Origin of the sequence: Gemmobacter caeruleus (assembly GCF_008271655.1) — a bacterium.
GTDB classification, from domain to species: domain Bacteria; phylum Pseudomonadota; class Alphaproteobacteria; order Rhodobacterales; family Rhodobacteraceae; genus Gemmobacter; species Gemmobacter caeruleus.
Genome location: NZ_VKKX01000033.1, coordinates 107,974 through 129,736 on the forward strand (window position 1 = coordinate 107,974; position 21,763 = coordinate 129,736).

28 protein-coding genes are annotated in these 21,763 nt (G+C 66.6%); 12 read left to right on the top strand and 16 right to left on the bottom strand.

All coding sequences use genetic code 11. The features are described from left to right. Positions 1 to 56 precede the first annotated feature (56 nt). Complete coding sequence (locus FOA17_RS11190; protein ID WP_149141577.1) at positions 57 to 1,007, top strand: L-threonylcarbamoyladenylate synthase; 951 nt, start codon at positions 57 to 59, stop codon at positions 1,005 to 1,007. Here the strand turns inward: FOA17_RS11190 and yidD are convergent. Further along, positions 967 to 1,251, bottom strand: coding sequence for a membrane protein insertion efficiency factor YidD (yidD, locus tag FOA17_RS11195; protein ID WP_149141991.1), 285 nt, complete (start codon positions 1,249 to 1,251; stop codon positions 967 to 969). The genes FOA17_RS11190 and yidD overlap by 41 nt on opposite strands. A 144-nt stretch (positions 1,252 to 1,395) precedes the next feature. On the opposite strand from yidD, the gene aroC reads away from it, so the two are divergent. Continuing rightward, positions 1,396 to 2,496, top strand: coding sequence for a chorismate synthase (gene aroC / locus FOA17_RS11200; RefSeq protein ID WP_149141578.1), 1,101 nt, complete (start codon positions 1,396 to 1,398; stop codon positions 2,494 to 2,496). 7 nt (positions 2,497 to 2,503) lie between these two features. Here the strand turns inward: aroC and FOA17_RS11205 are convergent, their stop codons facing one another. Next, positions 2,504 to 3,094 carry a TetR/AcrR family transcriptional regulator gene (locus FOA17_RS11205; protein ID WP_149141579.1) on the bottom strand — a complete coding sequence of 197 codons (591 nt, stop codon included), beginning with the start codon at positions 3,092 to 3,094 and terminating at the stop codon, positions 2,504 to 2,506. Positions 3,095 to 3,207: 113 nt separating this feature from the next. Here FOA17_RS11205 and FOA17_RS11210 point away from each other — a divergent pair, with 113 nt between their 5' ends. Further along, on the top strand, positions 3,208 to 3,777 hold the full coding sequence (locus tag FOA17_RS11210; protein ID WP_149141580.1) for a carboxymuconolactone decarboxylase family protein: 570 nt from the start codon (positions 3,208 to 3,210) through the stop codon (positions 3,775 to 3,777). 36 nt (positions 3,778 to 3,813) lie between these two features. Here the strand turns inward: FOA17_RS11210 and FOA17_RS11215 are convergent, their stop codons facing one another. Further along, positions 3,814 to 4,548: an esterase/lipase family protein gene (locus FOA17_RS11215; RefSeq protein ID WP_149141581.1), complete on the bottom strand. Its 735-nt coding sequence runs from the start codon at positions 4,546 to 4,548 to the stop codon at positions 3,814 to 3,816. A 24-nt stretch (positions 4,549 to 4,572) separates the two neighbouring features. Here FOA17_RS11215 and FOA17_RS11220 point away from each other — a divergent pair, with 24 nt between their 5' ends. Genes FOA17_RS11220 through FOA17_RS11230 form a run of 3 tightly spaced genes read left to right on the top strand, consistent with a single transcriptional unit; the run spans position 4,573 to position 6,042 of the window. Then, the gene (locus FOA17_RS11220; protein ID WP_420841705.1) at positions 4,573 to 5,055 is read left to right on the top strand and encodes an NUDIX domain-containing protein; all 483 of its coding nucleotides are present in this window, start codon (positions 4,573 to 4,575) and stop codon (positions 5,053 to 5,055) included. Next, positions 5,052 to 5,549, top strand: coding sequence for a GreA/GreB family elongation factor (locus tag FOA17_RS11225; protein ID WP_149141583.1), 498 nt, complete (start codon positions 5,052 to 5,054; stop codon positions 5,547 to 5,549). Before FOA17_RS11220 ends, FOA17_RS11225 begins: the two co-directional genes overlap by 4 nt. Beyond that, positions 5,542 to 6,042: a GNAT family N-acetyltransferase gene (locus tag FOA17_RS11230; protein ID WP_149141584.1), complete on the top strand. Its 501-nt coding sequence runs from the start codon at positions 5,542 to 5,544 to the stop codon at positions 6,040 to 6,042. Before FOA17_RS11225 ends, FOA17_RS11230 begins: the two co-directional genes overlap by 8 nt. 6 nt (positions 6,043 to 6,048) lie before the next feature. Here the strand turns inward: FOA17_RS11230 and FOA17_RS11235 are convergent, their stop codons facing one another. Next, complete coding sequence (locus FOA17_RS11235) at positions 6,049 to 7,653, bottom strand: alpha-glucosidase (RefSeq protein ID WP_149141585.1); 1,605 nt, start codon at positions 7,651 to 7,653, stop codon at positions 6,049 to 6,051. A gap of 246 nt (positions 7,654 to 7,899) precedes the next feature. Between FOA17_RS11235 and FOA17_RS11240 the strand changes: the two genes are divergently transcribed. The 4 genes from FOA17_RS11240 (at position 7,900) to FOA17_RS11255 (ending at position 12,591) form a co-directional block, all read left to right on the top strand. Next, positions 7,900 to 9,135: an MFS transporter gene (locus tag FOA17_RS11240; protein ID WP_149141586.1), complete on the top strand. Its 1,236-nt coding sequence runs from the start codon at positions 7,900 to 7,902 to the stop codon at positions 9,133 to 9,135. A gap of 1 nt (position 9,136) precedes the next feature. Then, positions 9,137 to 10,306: an MFS transporter gene (locus FOA17_RS11245; RefSeq protein ID WP_149141587.1), complete on the top strand. Its 1,170-nt coding sequence runs from the start codon at positions 9,137 to 9,139 to the stop codon at positions 10,304 to 10,306. A 55-nt stretch (positions 10,307 to 10,361) separates the two neighbouring features. Next, a complete protein-coding gene (locus FOA17_RS11250; RefSeq protein WP_149141588.1) occupies positions 10,362 to 11,480 on the top strand; it encodes a capsular polysaccharide export protein, LipB/KpsS family in 1,119 nt (372 codons plus the stop codon). 88 nt (positions 11,481 to 11,568) lie between these two features. Next, entirely contained in the window at positions 11,569 to 12,591 is a 1,023-nt protein-coding gene (locus FOA17_RS11255) for an aspartate-semialdehyde dehydrogenase (RefSeq protein ID WP_149141589.1), read from the top strand. A gap of 55 nt (positions 12,592 to 12,646) precedes the next feature. Here FOA17_RS11255 and FOA17_RS11260 read toward each other — a convergent pair whose 3' ends face one another. From FOA17_RS11260 to FOA17_RS11285, 6 genes are all read right to left on the bottom strand, one after another. Next, entirely contained in the window at positions 12,647 to 13,363 is a 717-nt protein-coding gene (locus FOA17_RS11260) for a sulfotransferase-like domain-containing protein (RefSeq protein ID WP_149141590.1), read from the bottom strand. Continuing rightward, positions 13,360 to 14,259: a D-amino acid aminotransferase gene (locus FOA17_RS11265; protein WP_149141591.1), complete on the bottom strand. Its 900-nt coding sequence runs from the start codon at positions 14,257 to 14,259 to the stop codon at positions 13,360 to 13,362. Before FOA17_RS11265 ends, FOA17_RS11260 begins: the two co-directional genes overlap by 4 nt. A gap of 69 nt (positions 14,260 to 14,328) precedes the next feature. Further along, positions 14,329 to 14,640 (bottom strand): antifreeze protein, encoded by a 312-nt coding sequence (locus FOA17_RS11270; RefSeq protein WP_238991795.1) that lies wholly within the window; start codon positions 14,638 to 14,640, stop codon positions 14,329 to 14,331. 104 nt (positions 14,641 to 14,744) lie between these two features. Continuing rightward, the gene (gene ureG, locus FOA17_RS11275; protein WP_149141593.1) at positions 14,745 to 15,365 is read right to left on the bottom strand and encodes an urease accessory protein UreG; all 621 of its coding nucleotides are present in this window, start codon (positions 15,363 to 15,365) and stop codon (positions 14,745 to 14,747) included. Beyond that, positions 15,362 to 15,991: an urease accessory UreF family protein gene (locus FOA17_RS11280; RefSeq protein ID WP_149141594.1), complete on the bottom strand. Its 630-nt coding sequence runs from the start codon at positions 15,989 to 15,991 to the stop codon at positions 15,362 to 15,364. Before FOA17_RS11280 ends, ureG begins: the two co-directional genes overlap by 4 nt. Further along, positions 15,984 to 16,493, bottom strand: coding sequence for an urease accessory protein UreE (locus FOA17_RS11285; protein WP_420841711.1), 510 nt, complete (start codon positions 16,491 to 16,493; stop codon positions 15,984 to 15,986). The genes FOA17_RS11280 and FOA17_RS11285 overlap by 8 nt, the downstream gene beginning before the upstream one ends. A gap of 39 nt (positions 16,494 to 16,532) precedes the next feature. Between FOA17_RS11285 and FOA17_RS11290 the strand changes: the two genes are divergently transcribed. After that, positions 16,533 to 16,712 (top strand): hypothetical protein, encoded by a 180-nt coding sequence (locus FOA17_RS11290; protein WP_203232313.1) that lies wholly within the window; start codon positions 16,533 to 16,535, stop codon positions 16,710 to 16,712. Here FOA17_RS11290 and ureC read toward each other — a convergent pair. The 6 genes from ureC to FOA17_RS11320 all read right to left on the bottom strand — a co-directional run bounded on the left by ureC (position 16,709) and on the right by FOA17_RS11320 (position 20,913). Continuing rightward, on the bottom strand, positions 16,709 to 18,415 hold the full coding sequence (gene ureC, locus FOA17_RS11295; RefSeq protein ID WP_149141597.1) for an urease subunit alpha: 1,707 nt from the start codon (positions 18,413 to 18,415) through the stop codon (positions 16,709 to 16,711). The genes FOA17_RS11290 and ureC overlap by 4 nt on opposite strands. Then, positions 18,415 to 18,720 carry an urease subunit beta gene (locus FOA17_RS11300; protein ID WP_149141598.1) on the bottom strand — a complete coding sequence of 102 codons (306 nt, stop codon included), beginning with the start codon at positions 18,718 to 18,720 and terminating at the stop codon, positions 18,415 to 18,417. The genes ureC and FOA17_RS11300 overlap by 1 nt, the downstream gene beginning before the upstream one ends. 4 nt (positions 18,721 to 18,724) lie before the next feature. Beyond that, positions 18,725 to 19,291, bottom strand: coding sequence for a HupE/UreJ family protein (locus tag FOA17_RS11305; RefSeq protein ID WP_149141599.1), 567 nt, complete (start codon positions 19,289 to 19,291; stop codon positions 18,725 to 18,727). Positions 19,292 to 19,300: 9 nt separating this feature from the next. Then, a complete protein-coding gene (locus FOA17_RS11310; RefSeq protein WP_149141600.1) occupies positions 19,301 to 19,603 on the bottom strand; it encodes an urease subunit gamma in 303 nt (100 codons plus the stop codon). Next, complete coding sequence (locus FOA17_RS11315) at positions 19,600 to 20,433, bottom strand: urease accessory protein UreD (protein WP_149141601.1); 834 nt, start codon at positions 20,431 to 20,433, stop codon at positions 19,600 to 19,602. The genes FOA17_RS11310 and FOA17_RS11315 overlap by 4 nt, the downstream gene beginning before the upstream one ends. 141 nt (positions 20,434 to 20,574) lie before the next feature. Continuing rightward, positions 20,575 to 20,913, bottom strand: coding sequence for a hypothetical protein (locus FOA17_RS11320; RefSeq protein WP_149141602.1), 339 nt, complete (start codon positions 20,911 to 20,913; stop codon positions 20,575 to 20,577). Positions 20,914 to 21,023: 110 nt separating this feature from the next. Here FOA17_RS11320 and FOA17_RS11325 point away from each other — a divergent pair, with 110 nt between their 5' ends. Continuing rightward, complete coding sequence (locus tag FOA17_RS11325; protein WP_203232314.1) at positions 21,024 to 21,755, top strand: ABC transporter ATP-binding protein; 732 nt, start codon at positions 21,024 to 21,026, stop codon at positions 21,753 to 21,755. Positions 21,756 to 21,763 lie beyond the last annotated feature (8 nt).

Below are 21,763 nucleotides of genomic sequence, written 5' to 3' on the forward strand. Positions count from 1 at the left end.
TGCGGCCAGAGATTAACGCAAGGTCACATCGCCTCAACATCAACGCTGCGTCACGAATGCCCGAAACCCTTCATCTTGCCGCCACGTCCGACGGGATCGCACAGGCCGCCGCGTTGCTTCGGGCGGGCGGGCTGGTCGCGATGCCGACCGAAACGGTCTATGGGCTGGCTGCCGATGCACGCGATGACCGGGCGGTCGCGCGGATCTACGCGGCCAAGAACCGGCCCGCCTTCAACCCGTTGATCGTGCATCTGCCCGATCTGGCCAGCGCCGAACGGATCGCGCGGCTGTCGCCCGAGGCGCGGGCGCTGGCGGCGTCGTTCTGGCCGGGGCCGCTGACCATGGTCTTGCCGTTGCGCCCGGATGCCGGCCTGTCGCCGCTGGTGACGGCGGGGCTGGACACCGTCGCGATTCGCCTGCCCGCGCATCTGGTCGCGCGTGATCTGCTGCGCGCCGCCGGGATTCCGCTGGCCGCACCTTCGGCCAATCCGTCGGGCCGCGTATCGCCCACGCGGGCCGAACATGTGCTGGCCGGCCTTTCGGGGCGGATCGAGGCGGTGCTGGATGGCGGCGCCTGTGCCGTGGGGGTGGAAAGCACCATTCTGGGGCTGGACGGCCCGCCCGCCCTGCTGCGCCCCGGCGGCGTGCCGGTCGAGGCGATCGAGGCGGTTCTGGGCGCCCCCCTCGCCTTGCCGGGCGACCCGACCCTGCCCAAGGCGCCCGGGCAGCTTGCCTCGCATTACGCGCCCGAGGCGCGGCTGCGGCTGAACGCGACCGAGGCGCGGGCGGGCGAGGTTCTGGTGGGCTTTGGCCCGGTGGCGGGCGCGTTGACCCTGTCGGCGCAAGGCGATCTGCTGGAGGCGGCGGCGAACCTGTTTCACCTCTTGCGCGAGGCCGATGCCCTGGCGGGCCCCGGCGGCGCCATCGCCTTTGCGCCCGTGCCTGAAACCGGACTGGGGCTTGCCATCAACGATCGTTTGCGCCGGGCCGCCGCGCCGCGCCCCTGATCTGCGCGTCATGATCCGGGTCGGCGCCCGGCACGGGGTCATAGCCGCTGCCGCCCCAGGGGTGGCACCGGCAGACCCGATGCACCATCAGCCAGCCGCCGCGCAGCCCGCCATGACGTTCCAGCGCCTCCAGCGCATAGGCGGAACAGGTGGGTTGATAGCGGCAGCCATGCCCGACCCAGGGGCTGAGAACCAGCCGATAGGCATGGACGGGCGCGGCCAGCACACGCGCCAGCGCCGTCATTCCCTGCGGCTGTTTCGCGACCATCGCGCACCTACCCTTCTGCCCCGCCATCCTCGCCCGGCACGCGGCCAAGGTCCAGCCCGCTTCGGGGTTTCGCGGCGCGGCGCTTTGCCCTAAAAGCGGGGCGATCATCAGGAGGCAGGCATGAGCTTCAACACCTTCGGGCATCTGTTCCGCGTCACCACCTGGGGCGAAAGCCACGGGCCGGCGCTTGGCGCCACGGTGGATGGCTGCCCGCCGGGGGTGGAGATCGACGCCGCCGCCCTGCAACACTGGCTGGACCGGCGCAAACCCGGGCAGAACAAGTTCACCACCCAGCGGCAGGAACCCGACGCGGTCAGGATCCTGTCGGGCACTTTCGAGGGGCGTTCGACCGGCACGCCGATCCAGTTGATGATCGAGAATACCGACCAGCGATCCAAGGATTACGGCGATATCGCCCGGTCGTTCCGGCCCGGCCATGCCGATATCACCTATCACCAGAAATACGGGCTGCGTGACTATCGCGGCGGTGGCCGGTCCAGCGCGCGGGAAACCGCGGCGCGGGTTGCGGCCGGGGGTGTGGCCCGGGCGGCGCTGGCCGCGCTAGCGCCCGGGCTGACGATCCGTGGCTATATGGTGCAGGTCGGCCCGCATCAGATCGACCGCAGCCGGTTCGATCCTGCCGAGATCGAGCGCAACCCCTTCTGGTGCCCCGACCCGGTCGCGGCGGCGGAATGGGCGGCCTATCTCGATGACCTGCGGCTGAACCACAATTCGGTCGGCGCGGTGATCGAGGTTGTGGCCTCGGGCGTGCCGGCGGGGCTTGGCGCGCCGATCTATGCCAAGCTCGATAGCGATCTCGCCGCCGCGATGATGACGATCAACGCCGTCAAGGCGGTGGAGATCGGCGAGGGCATGGCCGCCGCCGCCCTGACCGGGGTGGAAAATGCCGACGAGATCCGCATGGGGCCGAACGGGCCGGAATTCCTGTCGAACCATGCGGGCGGCATTCTGGGCGGCATCTCGACCGGGCAGGATGTGGTGGTGCGTTTCGCGGTGAAACCGACCTCGTCGATCCTGACCCCGCGCAAGACCATCACCACGACGGGCGATGAGACCGAACTCATCACCAAGGGCCGGCACGACCCCTGCGTCGGCATCCGCGCCGTGCCGGTGGGCGAGGCGATGATGGCCTGCGTGCTGCTGGATCATCTGCTGCTGGATCGCGGGCAGACCGGCGGCCAGCGCGGCGCGATCGGCTGACCGCGCCTCAGGCCAGCGCCTCGATATCGGAGGCGATGTCTTCGGCCAGACGCGCCACGCGGTCGGCGGCATCGGTGCGCTGCGCATAGGCCCGCAGCCCGAAGATCGACGCCTGCAACCGGCTGGCTAGGCGCGCCGTATCCTGATCCGGGCCAAGCTGACCGGCGGCGCGGGCGGCCTGAAATGCCGCCTCGAACTGCGCCTCGATCCCGCGCATCATGTCTTCGGTCAGGCCCCGCAGCGCCGGGTCATCGTCAGGCGTTTCCAGCAGGGTCTTGACCAACATGCAAGCGCGCGAGGGCGCCGCCTTGCGTGCGGGGCTGCCAAGCTGGCGCACATGGGCGGCCAGCCCGGCCAGAGGTGACGGCGCCGCGGCCAGCGTCGCCTGCAATTGCCGCTCCGATTCGGCGGCATAGCGGCGCAGGGTTTCGGCAAACAGCGCCTCTTTCGATCCGAAGGCCGCGTAGATCGAGCCCGGGCGCATATCCAGCGCGGTCTCCAGATCCTTCAGCGAGGTGGCGTGATAGCCCTTGGCCCAGAACAGCGCCTGCGCCTTTTGCAGCACCTCGTCGCGATTGTAACTGGCCTGTCTGGGCATTCCGCCATCCGCTGAATTTTGAGTGATCGTTCAATTTATATCTTGAGTGATTGCTCAAGTAAAGCTATTCACCGGAATCATTATTGAGCAATCACTCAAGAAAGGAACCCGCCATGACCGCCTTCCCGATCCACAGCATCGAAACCGCCCCCGAGGCCAGCCGCGCGCTTCTGGAACAATCGAAAGCCGCCTTTGGCCGTGTGCCCGGCCTGCATGGCGTGATGGCCGAAGCGCCGGCCCTCCTGGACGGCTACAAACACCTGCACCGCCTGTTTGCCGAGGAGACAAGCTTTGACAAGGATGAGCTGACGGTGGTCTGGCAGAGCATCAATGTCGAACATGAATGCCATTATTGCGTGCCGGCCCATACCGGCATCGCCCGGATGATGAAGGTGGATGACGCGATCAGCACCGCGCTGCGCGACGAAACTCCGCTGCCGACCCCGCGGCTGGAGGCGCTGCGCCGCTTTACCCTGCAAGTCGTGCGTCAGCGCGGCGCGCTGGAGGAGGCGCAGGTTCAGGCTTTCCTTGATGCCGGCTTTACCCGGCAGCAGATTCTGGAGGTGATCCTCGGCGTGGCGCAAAAGGTGATGTCGAACTACACCAACCATATGGCGCAGACGCCGGTCGATGCGGTGATGCAGCCCTTCGCCTGGCGGAAGGCCACCCCGAACGCCGCGTGACGGCAGGGGTGCGGGCGTGCCCTGCCGCCCGCGCCTTCACGGCGCCGCGCCCAGGCTGATCTCCACCGCGCGGGCATAGCTCAGCTCGGGGTCGAAACGGCCCTCGTTCAGGAACAGGATGGTCTGGGCGATCACCTCGGGGTTCAGCATCATGAAGGTATGCGTCACCGGCAGGGTCAGATGCGCCTTCATGCCCGCCACCTTGGTAGACAGGACTGAAACCTTGCCATCATCCGGCCCCGCGATGATCGAGGAATAGATGGGATTGAGCGAACGGTTGCCCGCGATCACCCCCAGTTCGAAATCCGGCAGCGGCAGGGCGCGCGGCACCGATTGGCCGTCGGTGCCCAGCTCCATCCCCGCCGGGCCGTTCAGCCATTCAAACGCCCCCACCTCGCCAAAGGCATCGACCAGTTCCGACCCGTGATTGGGCGGGGCCAGCATCACCACCCGGCCCATCAGCGGCGGATGGTTGTCGCGCAGCCAGGCGCGCAGCAGGATGCCACCCATCGAATGCGTGACGAAATCCACCCGGTCGGCGCCGCATTGCGCCACCGCTTCGCCCACCCGGGGCGCCAGATCGGCAATCGTGGCCGAGGTCGAGGGGTAGCCCTCATTCACCACGCGATAGCCTTGCGCGGCCAGCGCGCTTTCCATCGCCAGCAGCGATTGCTCGGTCCGCGCCAGGCCGTGCAGCAGCACCACGCAATCGGCCCGCAGCGCGCCTGCGGGCGCCAGAAACACAAGGATCAGAAACAGGATACGCGCCATGGGTCACCTCTCTTGCCGGAAAAGATGGACAAAGCCGGGCGGCTCGGCAAGTGTCGGGCGATGAAGACGCCCTCACCCCGCCTGGCCGTGCGCGGCCTGATCCTGCATGAAAACCGCTTGCTTCTGGTCAATGCCTGGGGCGGCGGAGTGTCCGATTTGTGGTGCGCCCCCGGCGGCGGGGTGGAGCGTGGCGCCTCGCTGCCCGACAACCTGATCCGCGAGATCCGCGAGGAATGCGGGCTGACCGTCGCGGTGGGTGACCCCTGTCTGGTCAACGAATTTCACGACCCGGGCGGCACATTTCATCAGGTCGATGTCTATTTCCGCTGCACCATCACCGCGGGCAGCCTGTCGCCCGACTGGCGCGACCCCGAAGGCGTGGTGACCGAACGGCGTTTCTTTGCACAAGCCGATCTGGCCGCGATCCGGTTCAAGCCCGACAGCCTGCCCGCCGCCGCCTGGGGCGAGGGCGTGCTTTATGACCCGCTGGAGCCGATTGTCCGATGAGCCGCGCCTTCGTCAAGGAAGACACCGCCGATATCGCGCCGCTGCCCGATCTGCCGGTCTCGCCGCATCCCAATCTGGTGACGCCGCGCGGGCTGGCCGATCTGAACCGGCGCCTGCTGGCCGCGCAAGAGGTGCTGGCCGCGCTGCGGGCGCGGCCCGAGCGGCTGGACAAACTGCCCGAGGCCGCCGCCGAACGCGATATCCGCTATCTTGAGGCGCGGCTGCGCAGCGCGATCCTGATCGACCCCCGGGCGCAGGATGCGACCGAGGTGCGTTTTGGCCATCGCGTGACGGTGACCGATGAAGACGGGCAAGACGCCGTCTATGAAATCACCGGCGAGGATGAGGCCGATGCCCGGCTGGGGCGGGTGGCGCCGCATTCGCCGCTGGCCCGTGCCCTGTTGGGGGCCGCCGTCGGCGACAGCGTCGTCTGGCGCCGGCCCGCCGGTGCGGTCGAGCTGGAGATCCTGAAGATCGAGGTCGCCGATGACTGAGTTTGCCATCCGCCCGCTTGACCCCACGTCCGATCGCGCGGCGGTCGAGGATCTGTTCCGCCGCGCCGCCGATTATGTGGAACTGGAGCGCGGCCCCACCGACCCCGCCGCGCTGGCCGAGGAGTTCTTTACCGATGCCCCGCCGGGGATCGACCCGGCGACCAGCCTGCGTCTCGGGCTGATCGGCCCGGCGGGGCTGATCGGCAAGGTGGATGCGGCCTTTGGCTATCCCGACCCGCAGGACGCCTATATCGGGCTGATGATCCTGGACCCCGCCGCGCGCAGCGGTGGCCACGGCGCGCGGCTGTTGCGCCATGTGGAGGCTGCGGCCCGGGCGCGCGGGGCGACGCGGATCCTGATCGCCGCGCTGGAGGCGAATGTGAGGGGCCGCGCGTTCTGGACGCGCGAAGGCTTTGTTCTGGAACAGATCTTTCCAGACCGCGACTATGGTCAGCGCCGGCACAACCTGCACCGGATGACCAAGGCGCTGTGACCGGGGTCAGGCCGCGGTCACCCCTGCGTCACAATGGCTCCAGACCCAGCCGCAGGGGGCCAGTGTCAGCGCCCCACCCTTCAGAACCGCCCCCGATTGCGGGCCCTCCAGCGCCGCCAGCCCCTTCACCCGCAGCGTGACCGGCGCATCTGACAGGTTGAAGACGCAAAGGACAGACCCCGCCGCCCCGTCGCGCCGGAACGCGAGCACCGGATCTGGCACGTCGAAAAACACGCTGCGCCCGTCGCGCAGCGCACTGCCCTTGCGCCAGTCGAGCAGCGCCCGATAGAGGTTCAGCACCGATCCCGGCGCCTCTTGCGCCGCCACATTGCGCGCGCGCTGCGGGGGCTTGACCGGCAGCCAGGGCGTGCCGCTGGTAAAGCCCGCCTGCGCCGAGCCATCCCAGACCATCGGCGTGCGGCATCCGTCACGCCCCTTGTAATCGGGCCAGAAGCGGAAACCGGGCGGATCGGTCAGTTCGTGATATTCAATATCGGTTTCGGTCTGGCCCAGCTCCTCGGCCTGATACAGACAGATCGACCCCTCAAAGGACAGAAGCATGGCCGCCGCCAACCCGGCCACGGCATCCTGCGCCCCATATTCGGCCCAGCGGCTGACATGGCGGATCACGTCATGGTTGGAAAACGCCCACATCGGCCAGCCCTCGGGCGCGGCGGCAAAGAAGCCCTCGATCCGGCTGCGGAAATGGGCAGGCGTGAATTTCGGCCCCAGCATGTCAAAGCTGTAGGCCATGTGCAGCCGGCCCGGCGCGGTATATTCCTCCATGATGCGCAGGGCGCGGCGCGGGCCTTCGCCCACCTCGCCCACCATGCTGCGATCGTCATATTCATCCAGCATCGCGCGCATCCGTTCCAGAAACGGCAGGTTCTCGGGCCGGCATTTGGAATATTCGTGGTCCTGCATTTCATAGGGATTGGCGGGGGGCAGGTTTTCCTCGCGCGGTTCCGGCCCGTTGTCGCGCAACTGCGCATCGTGGAAATAGTAGTTCACCGTATCGAGGCGGAAGCCGTCCACCCCCCGATCCAGCCAGAAACGCATGGTGTCCAGCAGGTAATCCTGCACTTCGGGGTTATGAAAGTTGAAGTCGGGCTGGCTGGTCAGGAAATTGTGCAGGTAATATTGCCGGCGCCGGCTGTCCCATTCCCAGGCCGATCCGCCAAAGACCGACAGCCAGTTGGAGGGCGGCGCGCCATTGGGCTGCGGGTCGGCCCAGACATACCAGTCGGCCTTGGGGTTGGTGCGGCTCTGCCGGCTTTCGACAAAGGCGGGATGCTGGTCGCTGGAATGGCTGATGACCTGATCCACGATCACCTTCAGGCCCAGCTCATGCGCCCGCGCCAGCAGCGCGTCGAAATCGGCCAGCGTGCCGAACAGCGGGTCGATGTCGCAATAGTCGCTGACATCATAGCCCATGTCGGCCATCGGGCTTTTGAAGATCGGTGACAGCCAGATCGCATCGACGCCGAGCGAGGCGATATGCGGCAGCCGCGCGGTGATGCCGGGCAGATCGCCGATCCCGTCGCCGTCGCTGTCCTGAAACGACCGCGGATAGATCTGATAGACCACCGCCCCGCGCCACCAATCCGCCATCGCATCCTCCGCGCCCGTGTTCGCGCTAACATCCCAAGATTGCTGCATCGCCGCAAGCCTTGCCCGCCATAAGGCCGGCGCTGTGCCCCGGCGACAACGCCGGACCCGCTTGCGCGGCGACCAGGCCCTTGCCGGGCCGCGAAAACCGGCGCTTCGATCACAAGGCGGCATTGTATGGATCACAAAAATGAAATTGACCCTGCCGCCCCCACGCCGCACCTTCCGCCGAGTTTGTCGGAGCGCGCCATGACCCGTCCTGCCCTTTTTACGCCGGTGCTGATCGCCGGCTGCGTCATCTTGCTGTTGAATTTCGCCCTGCGGGCCAGCTTTGGGGTGTTCCAGCTGCCGATTGCCAATGAATTCGGCTGGCCACGCGCCGAATTTTCGCTGGCGATTGCCATTCAGAACCTGGCCTGGGGCATCGGCCAGCCGCTGTTCGGCGCCGTGGCCGAAAAGATGGGCGACCGCATGGCGATCATCATCGGCGCGGTGCTTTACGCGCTTGGCCTTGTGCTGACCTCGATAGCGACGACCCCGGCCGCGATGCAGATGCTGGAGGTGATCGTGGGCTTCGGCATCGCCGGCACCGGCTTTGGCGTAGTGCTGGCGGTAGTGGGGCGCGCCTCGGCGCCGGAACACCGCTCGCTCGCGCTTGGCATCGCCACGGCGGCCGGATCGGCCGGGCAGGTGGTGGGGGCGCCGCTGGCCGAGATATTGCTGTCCTTCTATCCGTGGCAGACGGTTTTCGTGATCTTTGCCGGCATCATCCTGTGCAGCCTGCTCGCGCTGCCCTTCCTGAAATCCGATCACGTCGCCAGCCGGGCCGAGCTGGAGGAAAGCCTGGGCACGGTGCTGAAGCGCGCCTTTGCCGACCCGTCTTACATCATGATCTTCCTGGGGTTCTTTTCCTGCGGCTATCAGCTGGCCTTCATCACCGCCCATTTCCCGGCCTTCGTGACCGAGATGTGCGGCCCGATCGACCCGAACGGGCCGCTGGCGGCGCTTGGCATCACCTCCACCTCGGCGCTTGGGGCGATCTCGATCGCGGTGATCGGGCTGGCCAATATCGTGGGCACGATCTGGGCCGGTGCGCTTGGCAAGAAATACACCAAGAAATACCTGCTGGCGGGGATCTACACCGCGCGGACCATTGTCGCGGCGCTGTTCATCATGCTGCCGATGACGCCGACCTCGGTCCTGTTGTTCTCGCTGTCGATGGGTGCCCTGTGGCTGGCCACCGTGCCGCTGACCTCGGGTCTGGTCGCGCATATCTTCGGGCTGCGCTACATGGGCACGCTCTATGGCTTTGTCTTCCTGTCGCATCAGATCGGCGGGTTTCTGGGCGTCTGGCTGGGCGGCAAGATGTATGACCTGACCGGCGGCTATACGCTGGTCTGGTGGATCGGGGTCGGCGTCGGCGCCTTCTCGGCGCTGGTGCATCTGCCGATCCGCGAGGCGCCCTGGGCGGCGAAGGCGGCCTGAGATGAAGCTGGGAATTGCCTGTCTGTTCGCCGGCTATGTACTGAGCCAGTTCTACCGCGCCTTCCTTGCGGTGCTGACCCCGGTGCTGAAGGCCGATCTGGGTGCCACGGCCGAGGATCTGGCTGCGGCATCGGGCCTGTGGTTTCTGGTCTTTGCCGCCATGCAGGTGCCGGTCGGCGTGGCGCTCGATCGGGTGGGGCCGCGGCTGACGGCCTCGGTCCTGCTGATGGTCGGAGCCCTGGGCGCGGCGGTCTTTGCGCTTTCCACCGGGCCGGGCGGGATCAAGATCGCCATGGCACTGATCGGGGTCGGCTGTTCGCCGGTGCTGATGTCGGGCTATTTCATCTTTGCCCGCAGCTTTCCGCCCGCCGTCTTTGGCACGCTGGCGGGCGCGATGGTGGGGATCGGCAATCTGGGCAATATCGGATCGTCGCTGCCCCTGTCGCTGGCGGTGGAGGCCTTTGGCTGGCGCGGCACGGTCTGGGGGCTGGCGGCGGTGACGGCGCTGATCGCCGGGCTGATCGTGCTTCTGGTCCGCGATCCGGCCCGGGTCGAGACGCAGGCACGGGGCTCGCTGCTCGATCTGCTGCGGATGCGCAGCCTCTGGCCGATCTTTGTCATGATGGCGCTGTGCTATGCGCCGGTCGCGGCGCTTCGCGGGCTGTGGGTCGGCCCCTATTACACAGATGTCTTCGGCGCCACGCGCGACCAGATCGGGCAGGTCACACTGATGATGGGGCTGGCCATGGTCGCGGGCAGCTTTGCCTATGGCCCGCTGGAGCGGATGTTGAAAACCCGCAAATACCTGATCATGGGCGGAAATCTGGTGGCGCTGATCGCGTTGCTGGGCTTGTGGGCCTGGCCGCTGGCAGGGGGCTGGACGACGGCGGGGCTGCTGATCCTGTTCGGGTTGGCGGGCACCTCATTCCCGATGGTCATCGCGCATGGCCGCGCCTTTCTGCCCGCGCATCTGACCGGGCGGGGGGTGACGCTGCTGAACCTGTTCGGCATCGGGTCGGTCGGGGTCGCGCAATTCATCACCGGGCGTCTGTCGGCGGCCGTGGCCACCCCGCCGGTCGAGGCGCCCTATGCCGCCATATTCCTGTTCTTTGCGGTCACGCTGGCTGCCGCGCTGGCGATCTATGCCTTGTCGCAGGACCGCACCGATTGACCTTTGCCGGCCGGCCCCGCAGTCTGGGCCGGCTACTGACCGCAAGGGCCGCCCGATGATCGTTTATCCCGCCGAATACAACGCCCGCAAAGAGGCGGTCTTTGCCGCGCTTGCAGGGCTGGAGGGGCAGGCCAGGCGGTTGCGCATGATCCCGCTGCGCTTTCGTGACTGGCCCGAGACCCCGGCCCGGGTCGAGGCCGCGCTGGCCCGCGCCAAACGCCAGCCCAAGGGGCCGCTGGCGCGCTGGTTCAAGCGGCAGTTGATCCGCGGGCAATACAACTGGGCGCGGGCGCATTTCACCGCGCATCCCGAGGATCTGGCGCTGGCCTGGAACGGGCTGACCGGGTCGCGCATGGCCTTCATGGCGGGGGCGCGCGATGCGGGCGCCGCCACGCTTTACGCGGAATTGGCGCCGCTGCCCGGGCGGATCACGCTGGACGCTGGGGGGGTGAATGCCGAAGGATCGGTGCCGCAAGACCCGGGCTTTTACCGTGCCTGGGCGCAGGATCAGGACATGTCCAACTGGCGCGAGATCGGCGCCGGGCTGACCGCCCGCGCCTCGCGCCGTGCCGATGTCGGCCAAGGCGGCGGGGCGCTGCCGGAAACCCCCTTCCTGTTCTGCCCACTTCAGGTGCCCGATGACAGCCAGGTCACGCTGTTTGCCGGCTGGTGCGGCGGGATGGACGGCTTTCTGGCGGCGCTGGCGCAGGCGGCGCAAGCCTTGCCCGAGGGTTGGCACCTGCGGCTGAAGGAACATCCCTCGGCCCGGATTTCGCTGGCCGAACGGCTGGGGCCGCTGCTGCAATCGGGGCGGCTCGTGCTGGACAATGCGACCGACAGCTTTGCCCAGATCGCGGCCAGCCGGGGGGTGGTCACGCTCAATTCCTCGATGGGGTTGCAGGCGTTCTTTCACGACAGGCCGGTGGTGACACTGGGCCGGGCCTTCTTCAACCTGCCGGGCCTTGTGCAGCATGCCGAAAGCCAGCCCGCGCTGGATCGGCTGTTTGCCGCACCCGACCGATTGACCTATGACGCGGGTCTGCGCGCGGCCTTTCTGTGCTGGCTCGACCGGGTCTATTACCCGCGTTATACCCTTGATGCCGAGGGGCGCGCCGAATTTGACCGTGGCGCTTTCGCCGCAAAGCTGCGCGATGCGCGGGCGCGGGCGAAATAGCCCGCCGTTGCCTGCAAGAATCCCTTTCCCCCGCCCCCCCTTTGCGCTAACGGGCAGGCGTCGCTTTTGACACTTGGAGGACCCCCCGATGGGCTACAAAGTCGCCGTCGTCGGCGCCACGGGCAACGTGGGCAAAGAAATGCTGAACATCCTCGCCGAGCGCGAGTTTCCGGTGGACGAGATTGTCGCGCTTGCTTCGCGCAACTCGCTGGGCACTGAGGTCAGCTTCGGGGACAAGACTCTCAAGACCAAGGATCTGGCTGAATTCGATTTCACCGGCTGGGACATCGCGTTTTTCGCCATCGGGTCGGATGCGACCAAGATCTATGCGCCCAAGGCCGCGAGCCAGGGCTGCGTGGTGATCGACAATTCGTCGCTCTATCGCTATGACGCCGATGTGCCGCTGGTCGTGCCCGAGGTGAATGCCGAGGCCGTCGATGGCTACAAGGCCCGCAACATCATCGCCAATCCCAACTGCTCCACCGCGCAGATGGTGGTGGCGCTGAAGCCGCTGCATGACCGCGCCAAGATCAAGCGCGTCGTGGTTTCGACCTATCAATCCGTGTCGGGCACCGGCAAGGAAGCCATGGACGAGCTGTGGAACCAGACCAAGGGCCTGTTCGTGCCCGGTCAGGAAGTGGCGCCCAAGGTCTATCCGAAACAGATCGCCTTCAACGTGATCCCGCATATCGACGTTTTCCTGGACGATGGTTCGACCAAGGAAGAATGGAAGATGGTCGCGGAGACGAAGAAAATCCTCGACAAGTCGATCAAGGTCACCGCGACCTGCGTGCGCGTGCCGGTTTTCGTCGGCCATTCGGAATCGATCAATATCGAGACCGAAGAGCCGCTGGACTGGCAAGAGGCGCAAGACATCCTGCGCGAGGCGCCCGGCGTCATGGTGGTGGATAAGCGCGAGGCCGGCGGGTATATCACCCCGGTCGAATGCGTGGGCGATTACGCGACCTATGTCAGCCGCATCCGCAACGATTCCACCATCGAGAACGGGCTGAACCTGTGGTGCGTCAGCGACAACCTGCGCAAGGGCGCGGCGCTGAACGCGGTGCAGATCGCCGAGGTTCTGGGCAAGCGCTGCCTGAAAAAGGGCTGATCCGGCCCCGCCAGACGGCAAAAGGCCCCGCCTTCGCGGGGCCTTTTTCATGCGGTTACAGCTTGAATCGCGCCAGTCTTTCGTAATGCGGCAGGGCCTGATCGCACAGCGCCCGGCCCCCTGCATCCAGTTCCGGCAACGGCCCTTCGGGTTCATCAAAACCGGTCGAGGCATGGACCGCGTTATACCAATGCGGCGCCCAGACCCCGTCAAAGGGCTTGGCCCCCGCCGGCCAGCGCAGCATTGCCTCGGTAAAGGGAATGCCAAGCGCGGCACAGAGCCGGGCCAGCGTCTGATGCGGCATCTCGCGGATATCGGCGCTGTCCACCACCGGGGGCGCGGCGCCGATCCGCTGCGCGACCTGATCGAACAGTTCAGCCTGCTGGACAAAGCCGATATCGGCCAGCGTCGGGCTTTCGCGCTTGCGCGAATAGCTGGCGATCACCCGCGCCGGGTGGCGGATGAGAAAGACATTGGTCAATTCGCGCAGAAAGCCCCGGTCGAAACCGGGGATCATGTGCAGCGTCATGTGCTTTTGATACCAGAGCGGCTTGCCTTCGGGGTTGGGGCCGATGCAGTCCGCCACGACCTGCGCCGGATCGACCGGCTGCGCCGCCATGACCGCGTCGCGCATCGGATGGTCGATGCCGGTCGCCGCCAGATAGGCCGCATAAAACGGCTCGTCGCTGACCGCGCAATCGCCGCGCGCGGCAAAGGCATACATCATGGCTGTCGAAAGGTTGCGTGGCCCCGACCACATCGCGATTTTCATGCGCCCACCAGTTGCTTGTAAAGCCCTCGCAGCCGTTCCGTCATCGGCCCCATCTGGCCGGTGCCGATCTGGCGGCCGTCGATCACGCCCACCGGCGTCTGCGCGCCAAAGGTGCCGGTCAGAAAGGCCTCATCGGCGGAATAGGTATCGACCAGGCTGAAATTGCGTTCAAAGACCGGAATGCCATTGGCCCGGCACAGCTCGATCACCTTGCGCCGCGTGATCCCGTTCATGCAGTAGTCGCCGGTCGAGGTCCAGACTTCGCCCTTTTTCACGATGAAGAAGTTGCAGGCATTGGTGGTGTTCACGAAACCATGCACATCCAGCATCAAAGCCTCGTCCGCACCGGCCTTTTGCGCGGCGATGCAGGCCAGGATGCAGTTCAGCTTGGAATGGCTGTTGAGCTTGGGGTCTTGCGTCATCGGCAGGCCGCGCAGATGCGGCACCGTGGCCAGCGTGATCGGGCGCGGGATGCGCGGGCGCGAATGTTCCATGATGATGGCCACGGTCGGGCCCTGCTGGCTCAGCGCCGGGTGCTGAAACGGGCGGGTCTTCACCCCGCGCGTCACCATCAGCCGCGCATGGGCATCGGTCTGCATCCCGTTCGCGGCTTGCAGATCAAAGATTGCCTGTTTCACCTGATCGGGGGTCAGGCCGATTTCCAGATCAATCGCCTTGGCGGCCTCGAACAGGCGTTCCATATGCTCGTCCAGAAAGGTCCAGCGCCCGTTATAAAGCCGCACCCCTTCCCACACGCCGTCGCCCAGCATGAAGCCGGAATCATAGATCGACACCACCGCCTCGGCGCGGGGCACGATGCGGCCGTTCAGATGGAACAGAAGCGCCGCGTTACGGGCGTCTTCCTCGGCCTGATGGGTGGAAACGTGATCGGTCATGGCCCCTCTCCTGTGCAAGGGTCAGGCTAGGGCCGGACCGCCGGCGCCGCAAGGGCCGGCACTGCCGCATCAACGCGGCAGGTTGGGACCGCGTTCTTGCAGACGTTTCAGATTGGCACGGGTGCGGCGGCGCACCGGCTTCAGCGCCGCCATGGCGACAGAGGCCGCACCCTTGCCGCTCAGCGCCGCTTCGCCCGCGCGCAGGGTGGATTGCAGCACCGCATCGGCCTTTTCGGCAACCATGCGATAGGATTCCTCCGGCGTGGTGTTCCAAAGCCCCGCAAGGCCCCAAAGCCGCATCGCGATGACCATCTGCGCCTCGGCCATCATCATGCCTGCGGTGGTGGACAACTGCATCGCCTGTTTCGGTGTGAAAAACATGACCATTCCCGCTCGCTGCACATGGCAGGGAGCATGACAGGCGCAGGGGGCTTCGCAAGGTTGACCTTGGGTCAATATGACGAAAGTCGAATATGTTTGCCCGATCAGGCCAGGATCAGGCCGCCTTCCTCCTCCAGAAAGCGCACGATCTGATCAACCCCGCGGTTGTGCCGCATCTGCGCCAGCACAAAGGGGCGGGTGCCGCGCGCCAACCGCGTATCCGATTCCAGTTGCGCCAGATCGACCCCGACATGCGGCGCGAGATCGGTCTTGTTCACCACCAGGAGGTCCGACCGCGCCAGCCCCGGCCCCTTCTTGCGCGGAATATCCTGACCCGCCGCAGTGTCGATCACATAGATCGTCAGATCGGCCAGTTCGGGCGAAAAGGTCGCCGCCAGATTGTCGCCCCCGCTTTCGATCAGGATCAGGTCAAGGTCGGGAAAGGCCGCCCGCAGATCCGCCAAGGCGGCGAGGTTGATGCTTGCATCCTCGCGGATCGCGGTATGTGGGCAACCGCCGGTTTCCACCCCCCGGATCCGGTCCGAGGCCAGAACCTGCGCGCGGGTCAGGTAATCGGCATCCTCGCGCGTATAGATGTCATTGGTGATGACGGCCATCGAACAGCGCGGCGCCAGCGCGGCGCAAAGCTTTTCGGTCAGCGTGGTCTTGCCGGCGCCCACAGGGCCGCCAATGCCGACACGCAGGGGTCCGTTCGGGCTGGTCATGTGCGAAATATCCTGACTTCCTGTGTTTCGTGCCGCATCGCCGCCATATCGGCGCCGGGGGTAAAGGTGGTCACCTCGTCCAGCGGCAGCGCCGCCGCCTCATGCGCCAGTTCGGCGATCAGCGGCGCCAGCCGGGTCAGGATCGCCTGCGCCTCGGTCTGGCCCAGCGGCAGAAAGCGCGTGGCGGCCGAAACCAACTGCGCCGCCGCGCCATGCAGCAGCAGCGACAACACCTCAGGGGTCGAGACCCGCAGCGCCCGCGTCGCCAGCCCCACCGCCACCGGATAGGGCCAGATTGCCGGTGCCGTCCCGTGTATCCCGGCAATCAGCGTGGCAAAGGCGCGGCCCTGCTCCATAAGTTCGACCGCGCGCTCGGCGCTGCTGGCCATGGCGTGTAACAGATCGGCCAAGCCTTGCGAATCGTCGCCCGCCCGCGCCCGCGCCACCACCACCGCATCCAGCCGGGGCGTGCCCAGCCGCAGCACGTCGCGCACCCATTGCTCCACCCCCGCCGCATCGGGGACAAGGCCGGTGGCCATCGGCTCCTCCAGGCCCTGACTATAGGCAAAGCCGCCGATCGGAAAGGCGGGTGAAAGCCATTGCACAAGGCGCAGCCGGTCATCCATGGCTGTGCAGAACCCCGTCGCCATGGTGATGGGCAAAGCCATGATCGTGGCTGCCATGGTCATGCCCCATCGTGCGGCCGTGGCCATAGGCGCCCCCTTCGGGGCGGAAGGCGGCCTCGGCGATGGTCAGGCTGGCACCCAGCCCGGTCAGCATGCGTTCCAGCACATGATCGCGGCGGATCACCAGATGATCCTCCTCGATCTGGCAGGGCGTGTGACGATTGCCGATATGCCAGGCCAGGCGCGGCAGGTCGCCCCGCACCTGAACCACAGGCTCTACCGCCGCGATGACAACGATCAGCCGCCCGTCCGACAGCGCAAAGGCGTCGCCCTGTTCCAGGCTGACAGTTTCGGGCAGATCGACCAGAAAGGCGGTGCCGTCTTCGGCCACCAGGCGCTTGCGGCGCAGAAACCGCGCGTCATAGCCCAGCACCACGCGGCTGTCGGCGCGCAGCCAGGTGCCGGCGCGTTGAATGGAATGGGAATGGGGCTGTTGCATGATTCCTTAACCTTCCGCGCGGAGGCTGAGATGGAGAGTTTGATGAAGGGAATCGCCATGCCGGACCGCACCCCCCAGGAAGAACTGACCGAACTGCGCGCCCAGATCCGCCGCCTGCAATCGCGCGAAGCCGCCCTCGCGCTGGAGGTGGAGGGGACGGGCCCCGCCCCCCTGCGGCCCGGCTGGCCGATCCGCCGCATGGTGACCCCGGCCCTGCATTAGAACAGGAAATACCGCTGGGCCAAGGGCAGCTCGACCGCCGGCTGGCAGGTCAGCAATTCGCCATCGGCGCGCACCTCATAGGTTTCGGGATGCACCTCGATCATCGGCGTGGCGGCGTTCAGCCGCATGTCGGATTTGCCGATGGCGCGGGTATTCTCCACCCCGTAAAGCCGCTTTTGCAGCCCCAGCGCCGCGCCCACGCCCCCCGCCATTGCCGCCGCGGACAGGAAGGTGGCGCAGGCCTCGGCCCGCGCGCGGCCCAGGGCGCCGAACATCGGGCGCGAATACATCGGCTGCACCGGGATCGACCCGTTCGGATCGCCCATCTGCGCCAGGACGATCAGGCCGCCCATCAGCACCATGTCGGGCTTGGCCCCGAAAAACGCCGGCGACCAGATCACCAGATCAGCGCGCTTGCCGATCTCCACACTGCCGATATGGCGCGCAAGGCCATGCGCGATGGCCGGATTGATGGTGTATTTCGCGATGTAGCGGCGCACGCGCCGATTGTCGTTGGCGCCGGTTTCATCGGCCAGCCGGCCCCGCTGCACCTTCATCTTGTGCGCGGTCTGCCAGGTGCGGGTGATCACCTCGCCCACCCGCCCCATGGCCTGACTGTCGGAGGAGATGATCGAGAACGCCCCCATGTCATGCAGGATGTCTTCGGCCGCGATGGTTTCCTTGCGGATACGGCTTTCGGCAAAGGCCACATCCTCGGGGATCGAACGGTCAAGGTGGTGGCAGACCATCAGCATGTCGAGATGTTCCTCCACCGTGTTGACGGTATAGGGCATCGTCGGATTGGTGGAAGACGGGATGACGTTCTGGCTGCTGACCACCTTCATGATGTCGGGCGCATGGCCGCCGCCCGCGCCCTCGGTGTGAAAGGCATGGATCGTGCGGCCCTTGATCGCGGCCAGCGTGTTTTCCACAAAGCCGCTTTCATTCAGCGTGTCGGTGTGGATCATCACCTGCACATCCATGTCATCGGCCACCGACAGGCAGCAGTCGATGGCGGCCGGGGTGGTGCCCCAATCCTCATGCAGCTTGAGCGCACAGGCCCCCGCCGCGACCTGCTCCACCAGCCCCTCCGGCAGCGACGCATTGCCCTTGCCCGCCACCGCGAAATTCATCGGGATCGCATCCAGCGCCTGCAACATGCGCTGGATATGCCAGGGCCCGGGCGTGCATGTGGTGGCCAAAGTGCCATGCGACGGGCCGGTGCCGCCGCCCAGCATGGTGGTGACGCCGGAATGCAGGGCATCCTCGGCCTGTTGCGGGCAGATGAAATGGATATGCGCATCCATCCCGCCCGCGGTCACGATCCGCCCCTCGCCTGCAATGATGTCAGTCGAAGGGCCGATGATGATCGTGACGCCCGGCTGGGTATCGGGGTTGCCGGCCTTGCCGATGGCGGCGATCATGCCGTCGCGCAGCCCGATATCGGCCTTGTAGATGCCGCTGTGATCGACGATCAGCGCATTGGTGATCACCGTATCCATCGCGCCCCCCGAACGCGGGATCTGGCTCTGGCCCATGCCGTCGCGGATGACCTTGCCGCCGCCGAACTTCACCTCCTCACCATAGGTGGTCAGATCGCGTTCGACCTCGATGATCAGCTCGGTATCGCCCAGGCGCAGGCGATCGCCCGTGGTCGGGCCATACATGGCGGCATAGGCGGGGCGTGAAATGCGGACCGGCATCAGAGTTCTCCCATGACCTGCTGGTTGAAGCCGAAGACGCGGCGCAATCCGGCCAACGGCACCAGCCGCACCTCGCGGCTCTGGCCCGGCTCGAACCGGACGGCGGTGCCCGAGGCGATGTCCAGCCGCATGCCGCGCGCTGCGTTGCGGTCGAATTGCAGGCCGGCATTGGTTTCGGCAAAATGGTAATGGCTACCCACCTGAATGGGGCGGTCGCCGCTATTGGCCACCATCAGGGTGATCGCCTCGGCGCCGTCATTGAGGGTGATCATGCCATCGGCGGGAAAAATCTCTCCGGGAATCATGGCGTTACCCCGCAAACGCCAGGCCAAGCCCGGCCAGCGCGGTCGCCCCGCCCAGGCCTTGCAGCAGCCAGCCCCGCCCGACCGCGATCAGGCGCCGGCCAAGCCCCAGCCCCAGAAGGTGCAGCCCCGCCGTCGTCAGCACAAAGCCCGCAAGATAGGCAAGCTGCCCCGCCGCCGGTGCCTCGGCCCCATGGGCATGACCGTGGAACAGCCCGAACAGCGCCACGACCGGCACCGCCACCCGGACCGAAGGCCGCAGCGCCAGCGCGGTGGCGAGGCCGATCAGCAGGATCGAGGCCAGCAGCATCGGCTCCACCCCCGGCAAGGGCAGGCCCGTCAGACCCGCCACCGCACCTGCGACCATCGCAGCGACGAATGCCCCCGGCAGGGCCCAGGCGGCGCGGCCACCAAAGCGCGCGGCCCAGAGCCCGACCGCGACCATTGCCAGCAGGTGATCGGCCCCGCCCAGCGGATGGGCGATACCGCTCAGCACTGTGGCCGAGGTGGCGTGGCCGCTATGCGCAAACGCCGCGCCCGGCATCAGGATCAGGGGCAGAAGGATGCGTTTCATGATGACCTCTCAGCGGATGGGGTGGTGGACGGTGACCAGCTTGGTACCGTCCGGGAAGGTGGCCTCGACCTGCACGGCGTGGATCATCTCTGGCACGCCGACCATGCATTGCTCTGCGGCGACGACATGCGCGCCTGCCTCCATCAGGTCGGCGACGCTGCGCCCGTCGCGCGCGCCCTCGACCACGAAATCGGTGATCAGGGCAATCGCCTCGGGGTGATTGAGCCGGACGCCGCGCGCCAGCCGGTTGCGCGCGACCATGGCGGCAAGGCTCACCAGCAGTTTTTCGCGTTCGCGGGGGGTGAGGTTCATGTCAGGTCTCCGTTCATCTGCCAGACCCGGGGCATCGCCCGGCCGCGCAGGAGGGTGAGCAGCCGCGCAAGATGCAGGCGCAGCGGCCAGATCTCGCGTGCCGCAAGGCGCAGGATCAGCCGGCCATCCCAGGCCGAAAGCGCGGTATCGCAGCCATCAGCCCACAGCGCGGGCCGCAAGCCGGGGGCGCGATCGGGGGCGCCGGGCGCCAGAAAGGCGATGGTGGCAAAGCAGCGCGCCGCCCCCAGCAGCGCCGGATGGCGGGCCTGCGCCAGCGCGAGATCGCCGATTTCAAGCGATTCCATCCAGGCAAGGCGCCCGTCACGCCAGACCCTGCGACGATCCTGCAACCGCGCGCGGCGCGGCGCCTCGCCCATGGCATGACGGCCGATCATCACCGTCTCGCACAGCAAAAGCGCGGCGTCGCCATCAAGGTGGATATCGGTGTCGCGGCGCAGCCTTGCATCCTCGAACAGGATGGTCTCCTGCGGCAGCCAGTCCAGTGCGGCACCGGCACAAGCGCGCATCTCGATATCGAGCCGGGCGGGCAGGCCCCGGCTGGCATAGGCGCGTTCGGCGGTCTGGGTGGTCGCGGTAAAGCGCAGCGGCGCGGTCAGATGCAGGCCGAAACGGAGCTGATCGCCATCGGTCAGGCCACCCGCCGTATTGAGAAAGATCGCCTCGGCATCGGCATGACGCGGCAAAAAGACCTTGGCGGCGCCGGATTGATGCAAGCGCGTCAAACGGGGCCGCCCGTCGCGGCCGCCCAGCACGACCTCCGCCCCGCCGCAGCTTCTTTGCAAGCCGGTTTGCGCCTGAGCGTCCAGCATCCCGCCCTCCCTTTCACCGCCGAGAGTGCATCAGCGCGGGACAGGCTCAATTCGCATCGGTGCGTCAGGGGGCGTTGACGGCGTCCTGACCGGGGCAATGCCCGCTTTATGACCTTCATGCGCAACTATTGGGCAGATTTCTTACAGGGCATCGCCGGGATCGGATGGCTGCGGTGCTGCTGGCAACTGGATAGCGCCAAAAGCGCGGCTCATGAAGATGAGCTGCGCATCATAATACCGATTGCGCCTCGGCGTTGCGTCATAGGTGACGCGAACCAGCATCTCAGCTTGAGAACCAGGGCGGGTTAACCTGTCCGCGCCCTTGCTAATCCAGCTTGCACCAAAAATTGCAGCCGCGGTCAGCGGCAGCGCTCGCCAAGATCGGGTGGCGCGCGTGGATTCTTTGCAATGGAGTTGTCGCATGGCTGTCATCGCGGCACCGTCGTCTTTGCCCCGGTGCATTTCATGACGCTGCGCCATATCCTGTCACACTGCCCATCCCATTGTCTTGAAACAGCATTCTTTGCTGTTTGATTGTGCGACCCGCGAAGACCACGCTGTTGGCATCAGTCATCAGCGGAGGATCTTCCGTGAACCAGCATACCGAACCCGCGAATTTCGAAGACCGGAACATTCCGCTCGATGCGCCGCATCCGCTTGCTGCGCAGTTCGAGGCGATTACCAAGGAATACACGCTCGACAAGGTGAAGGTGCGTGCGCTTGGCGGCATCAGCGGTGCCATCGTCCAGGGCGCCACGACCTTCATCACCGGCCCGTCGGGCAGCGGCAAATCCACCTTTCTCAACATCCTGGGGCTGGTGGACCGGCCGACCAGCGGCGCGCTTTCGCTGTTTGGCGAGGATGTCACCCGGCTAAGCGATGCGGCGGCGGCGGATTTCCGATCGCGCAACATCGGCTTCATCTTCCAGTCGTTCAACCTGATCCCGGTCCTGAGCCTGCGGGAGAATGTGGAATTTCCGCTGCTGCGCCACCGGATGTCGGCGCGGGCCCGACGGGATCGCGCGGCCGCCTATCTTGAGGCCGTCGGTCTGGGCGGGATGATGGATCGCCGCCCGGGCGAGATCTCGGGCGGGCAGCGGCAGCGCGTCGCGGTGGCGCGGGCGCTGGCGACCGAGCCGCGCCTCATCGTGGCGGATGAACCGACCGCCAATCTCGACAGCCGCACCTCGCGCGAGATCGTGGCGCTGCTTGCCCGGATGCAGGCCGAATTCGACACCACGGTCGTCATCTGCACCCATGAAACCCAGCTTATCCCCCCGCAAAGCCCGGTGATCGAGATCATCGACGGGCGGCTGGCCTGACGGAGCAT

What these genes read in the sequence shown, in the direction of transcription:
- FOA17_RS11190 (WP_149141577.1), top strand. Translation starts at nt 57, where the DNA reads ATGCCCGAAACCCTTCATCTTGCCGCCACGTCCGACGGGATCGCACAG.
- yidD (WP_149141991.1), bottom strand. Translation starts at nt 1,251, where the DNA reads ATGACGGCGCTGGCGCGTGTGCTGGCCGCGCCCGTCCATGCCTATCGG.
- aroC (WP_149141578.1), top strand. Translation starts at nt 1,396, where the DNA reads ATGAGCTTCAACACCTTCGGGCATCTGTTCCGCGTCACCACCTGGGGC.
- FOA17_RS11205 (WP_149141579.1), bottom strand. Translation starts at nt 3,094, where the DNA reads ATGCCCAGACAGGCCAGTTACAATCGCGACGAGGTGCTGCAAAAGGCG.
- FOA17_RS11210 (WP_149141580.1), top strand. Translation starts at nt 3,208, where the DNA reads ATGACCGCCTTCCCGATCCACAGCATCGAAACCGCCCCCGAGGCCAGC.
- FOA17_RS11215 (WP_149141581.1), bottom strand. Translation starts at nt 4,548, where the DNA reads ATGGCGCGTATCCTGTTTCTGATCCTTGTGTTTCTGGCGCCCGCAGGC.
- FOA17_RS11220 (WP_420841705.1), top strand. Translation starts at nt 4,573, where the DNA reads ATGGACAAAGCCGGGCGGCTCGGCAAGTGTCGGGCGATGAAGACGCCC.
- FOA17_RS11225 (WP_149141583.1), top strand. Translation starts at nt 5,052, where the DNA reads ATGAGCCGCGCCTTCGTCAAGGAAGACACCGCCGATATCGCGCCGCTG.
- FOA17_RS11230 (WP_149141584.1), top strand. Translation starts at nt 5,542, where the DNA reads ATGACTGAGTTTGCCATCCGCCCGCTTGACCCCACGTCCGATCGCGCG.
- FOA17_RS11235 (WP_149141585.1), bottom strand. Translation starts at nt 7,653, where the DNA reads ATGGCGGATTGGTGGCGCGGGGCGGTGGTCTATCAGATCTATCCGCGG.
- FOA17_RS11240 (WP_149141586.1), top strand. Translation starts at nt 7,900, where the DNA reads ATGACCCGTCCTGCCCTTTTTACGCCGGTGCTGATCGCCGGCTGCGTC.
- FOA17_RS11245 (WP_149141587.1), top strand. Translation starts at nt 9,137, where the DNA reads ATGAAGCTGGGAATTGCCTGTCTGTTCGCCGGCTATGTACTGAGCCAG.
- FOA17_RS11250 (WP_149141588.1), top strand. Translation starts at nt 10,362, where the DNA reads ATGATCGTTTATCCCGCCGAATACAACGCCCGCAAAGAGGCGGTCTTT.
- FOA17_RS11255 (WP_149141589.1), top strand. Translation starts at nt 11,569, where the DNA reads ATGGGCTACAAAGTCGCCGTCGTCGGCGCCACGGGCAACGTGGGCAAA.
- FOA17_RS11260 (WP_149141590.1), bottom strand. Translation starts at nt 13,363, where the DNA reads ATGAAAATCGCGATGTGGTCGGGGCCACGCAACCTTTCGACAGCCATG.
- FOA17_RS11265 (WP_149141591.1), bottom strand. Translation starts at nt 14,259, where the DNA reads ATGACCGATCACGTTTCCACCCATCAGGCCGAGGAAGACGCCCGTAAC.
- FOA17_RS11270 (WP_238991795.1), bottom strand. Translation starts at nt 14,640, where the DNA reads ATGTTTTTCACACCGAAACAGGCGATGCAGTTGTCCACCACCGCAGGC.
- ureG (WP_149141593.1), bottom strand. Translation starts at nt 15,365, where the DNA reads ATGACCAGCCCGAACGGACCCCTGCGTGTCGGCATTGGCGGCCCTGTG.
- FOA17_RS11280 (WP_149141594.1), bottom strand. Translation starts at nt 15,991, where the DNA reads ATGGATGACCGGCTGCGCCTTGTGCAATGGCTTTCACCCGCCTTTCCG.
- FOA17_RS11290 (WP_203232313.1), top strand. Translation starts at nt 16,533, where the DNA reads ATGAAGGGAATCGCCATGCCGGACCGCACCCCCCAGGAAGAACTGACC.
- ureC (WP_149141597.1), bottom strand. Translation starts at nt 18,415, where the DNA reads ATGCCGGTCCGCATTTCACGCCCCGCCTATGCCGCCATGTATGGCCCG.
- FOA17_RS11300 (WP_149141598.1), bottom strand. Translation starts at nt 18,720, where the DNA reads ATGATTCCCGGAGAGATTTTTCCCGCCGATGGCATGATCACCCTCAAT.
- FOA17_RS11305 (WP_149141599.1), bottom strand. Translation starts at nt 19,291, where the DNA reads ATGAAACGCATCCTTCTGCCCCTGATCCTGATGCCGGGCGCGGCGTTT.
- FOA17_RS11310 (WP_149141600.1), bottom strand. Translation starts at nt 19,603, where the DNA reads ATGAACCTCACCCCCCGCGAACGCGAAAAACTGCTGGTGAGCCTTGCC.
- FOA17_RS11315 (WP_149141601.1), bottom strand. Translation starts at nt 20,433, where the DNA reads ATGCTGGACGCTCAGGCGCAAACCGGCTTGCAAAGAAGCTGCGGCGGG.
- FOA17_RS11320 (WP_149141602.1), bottom strand. Translation starts at nt 20,913, where the DNA reads ATGGCGCAGCGTCATGAAATGCACCGGGGCAAAGACGACGGTGCCGCG.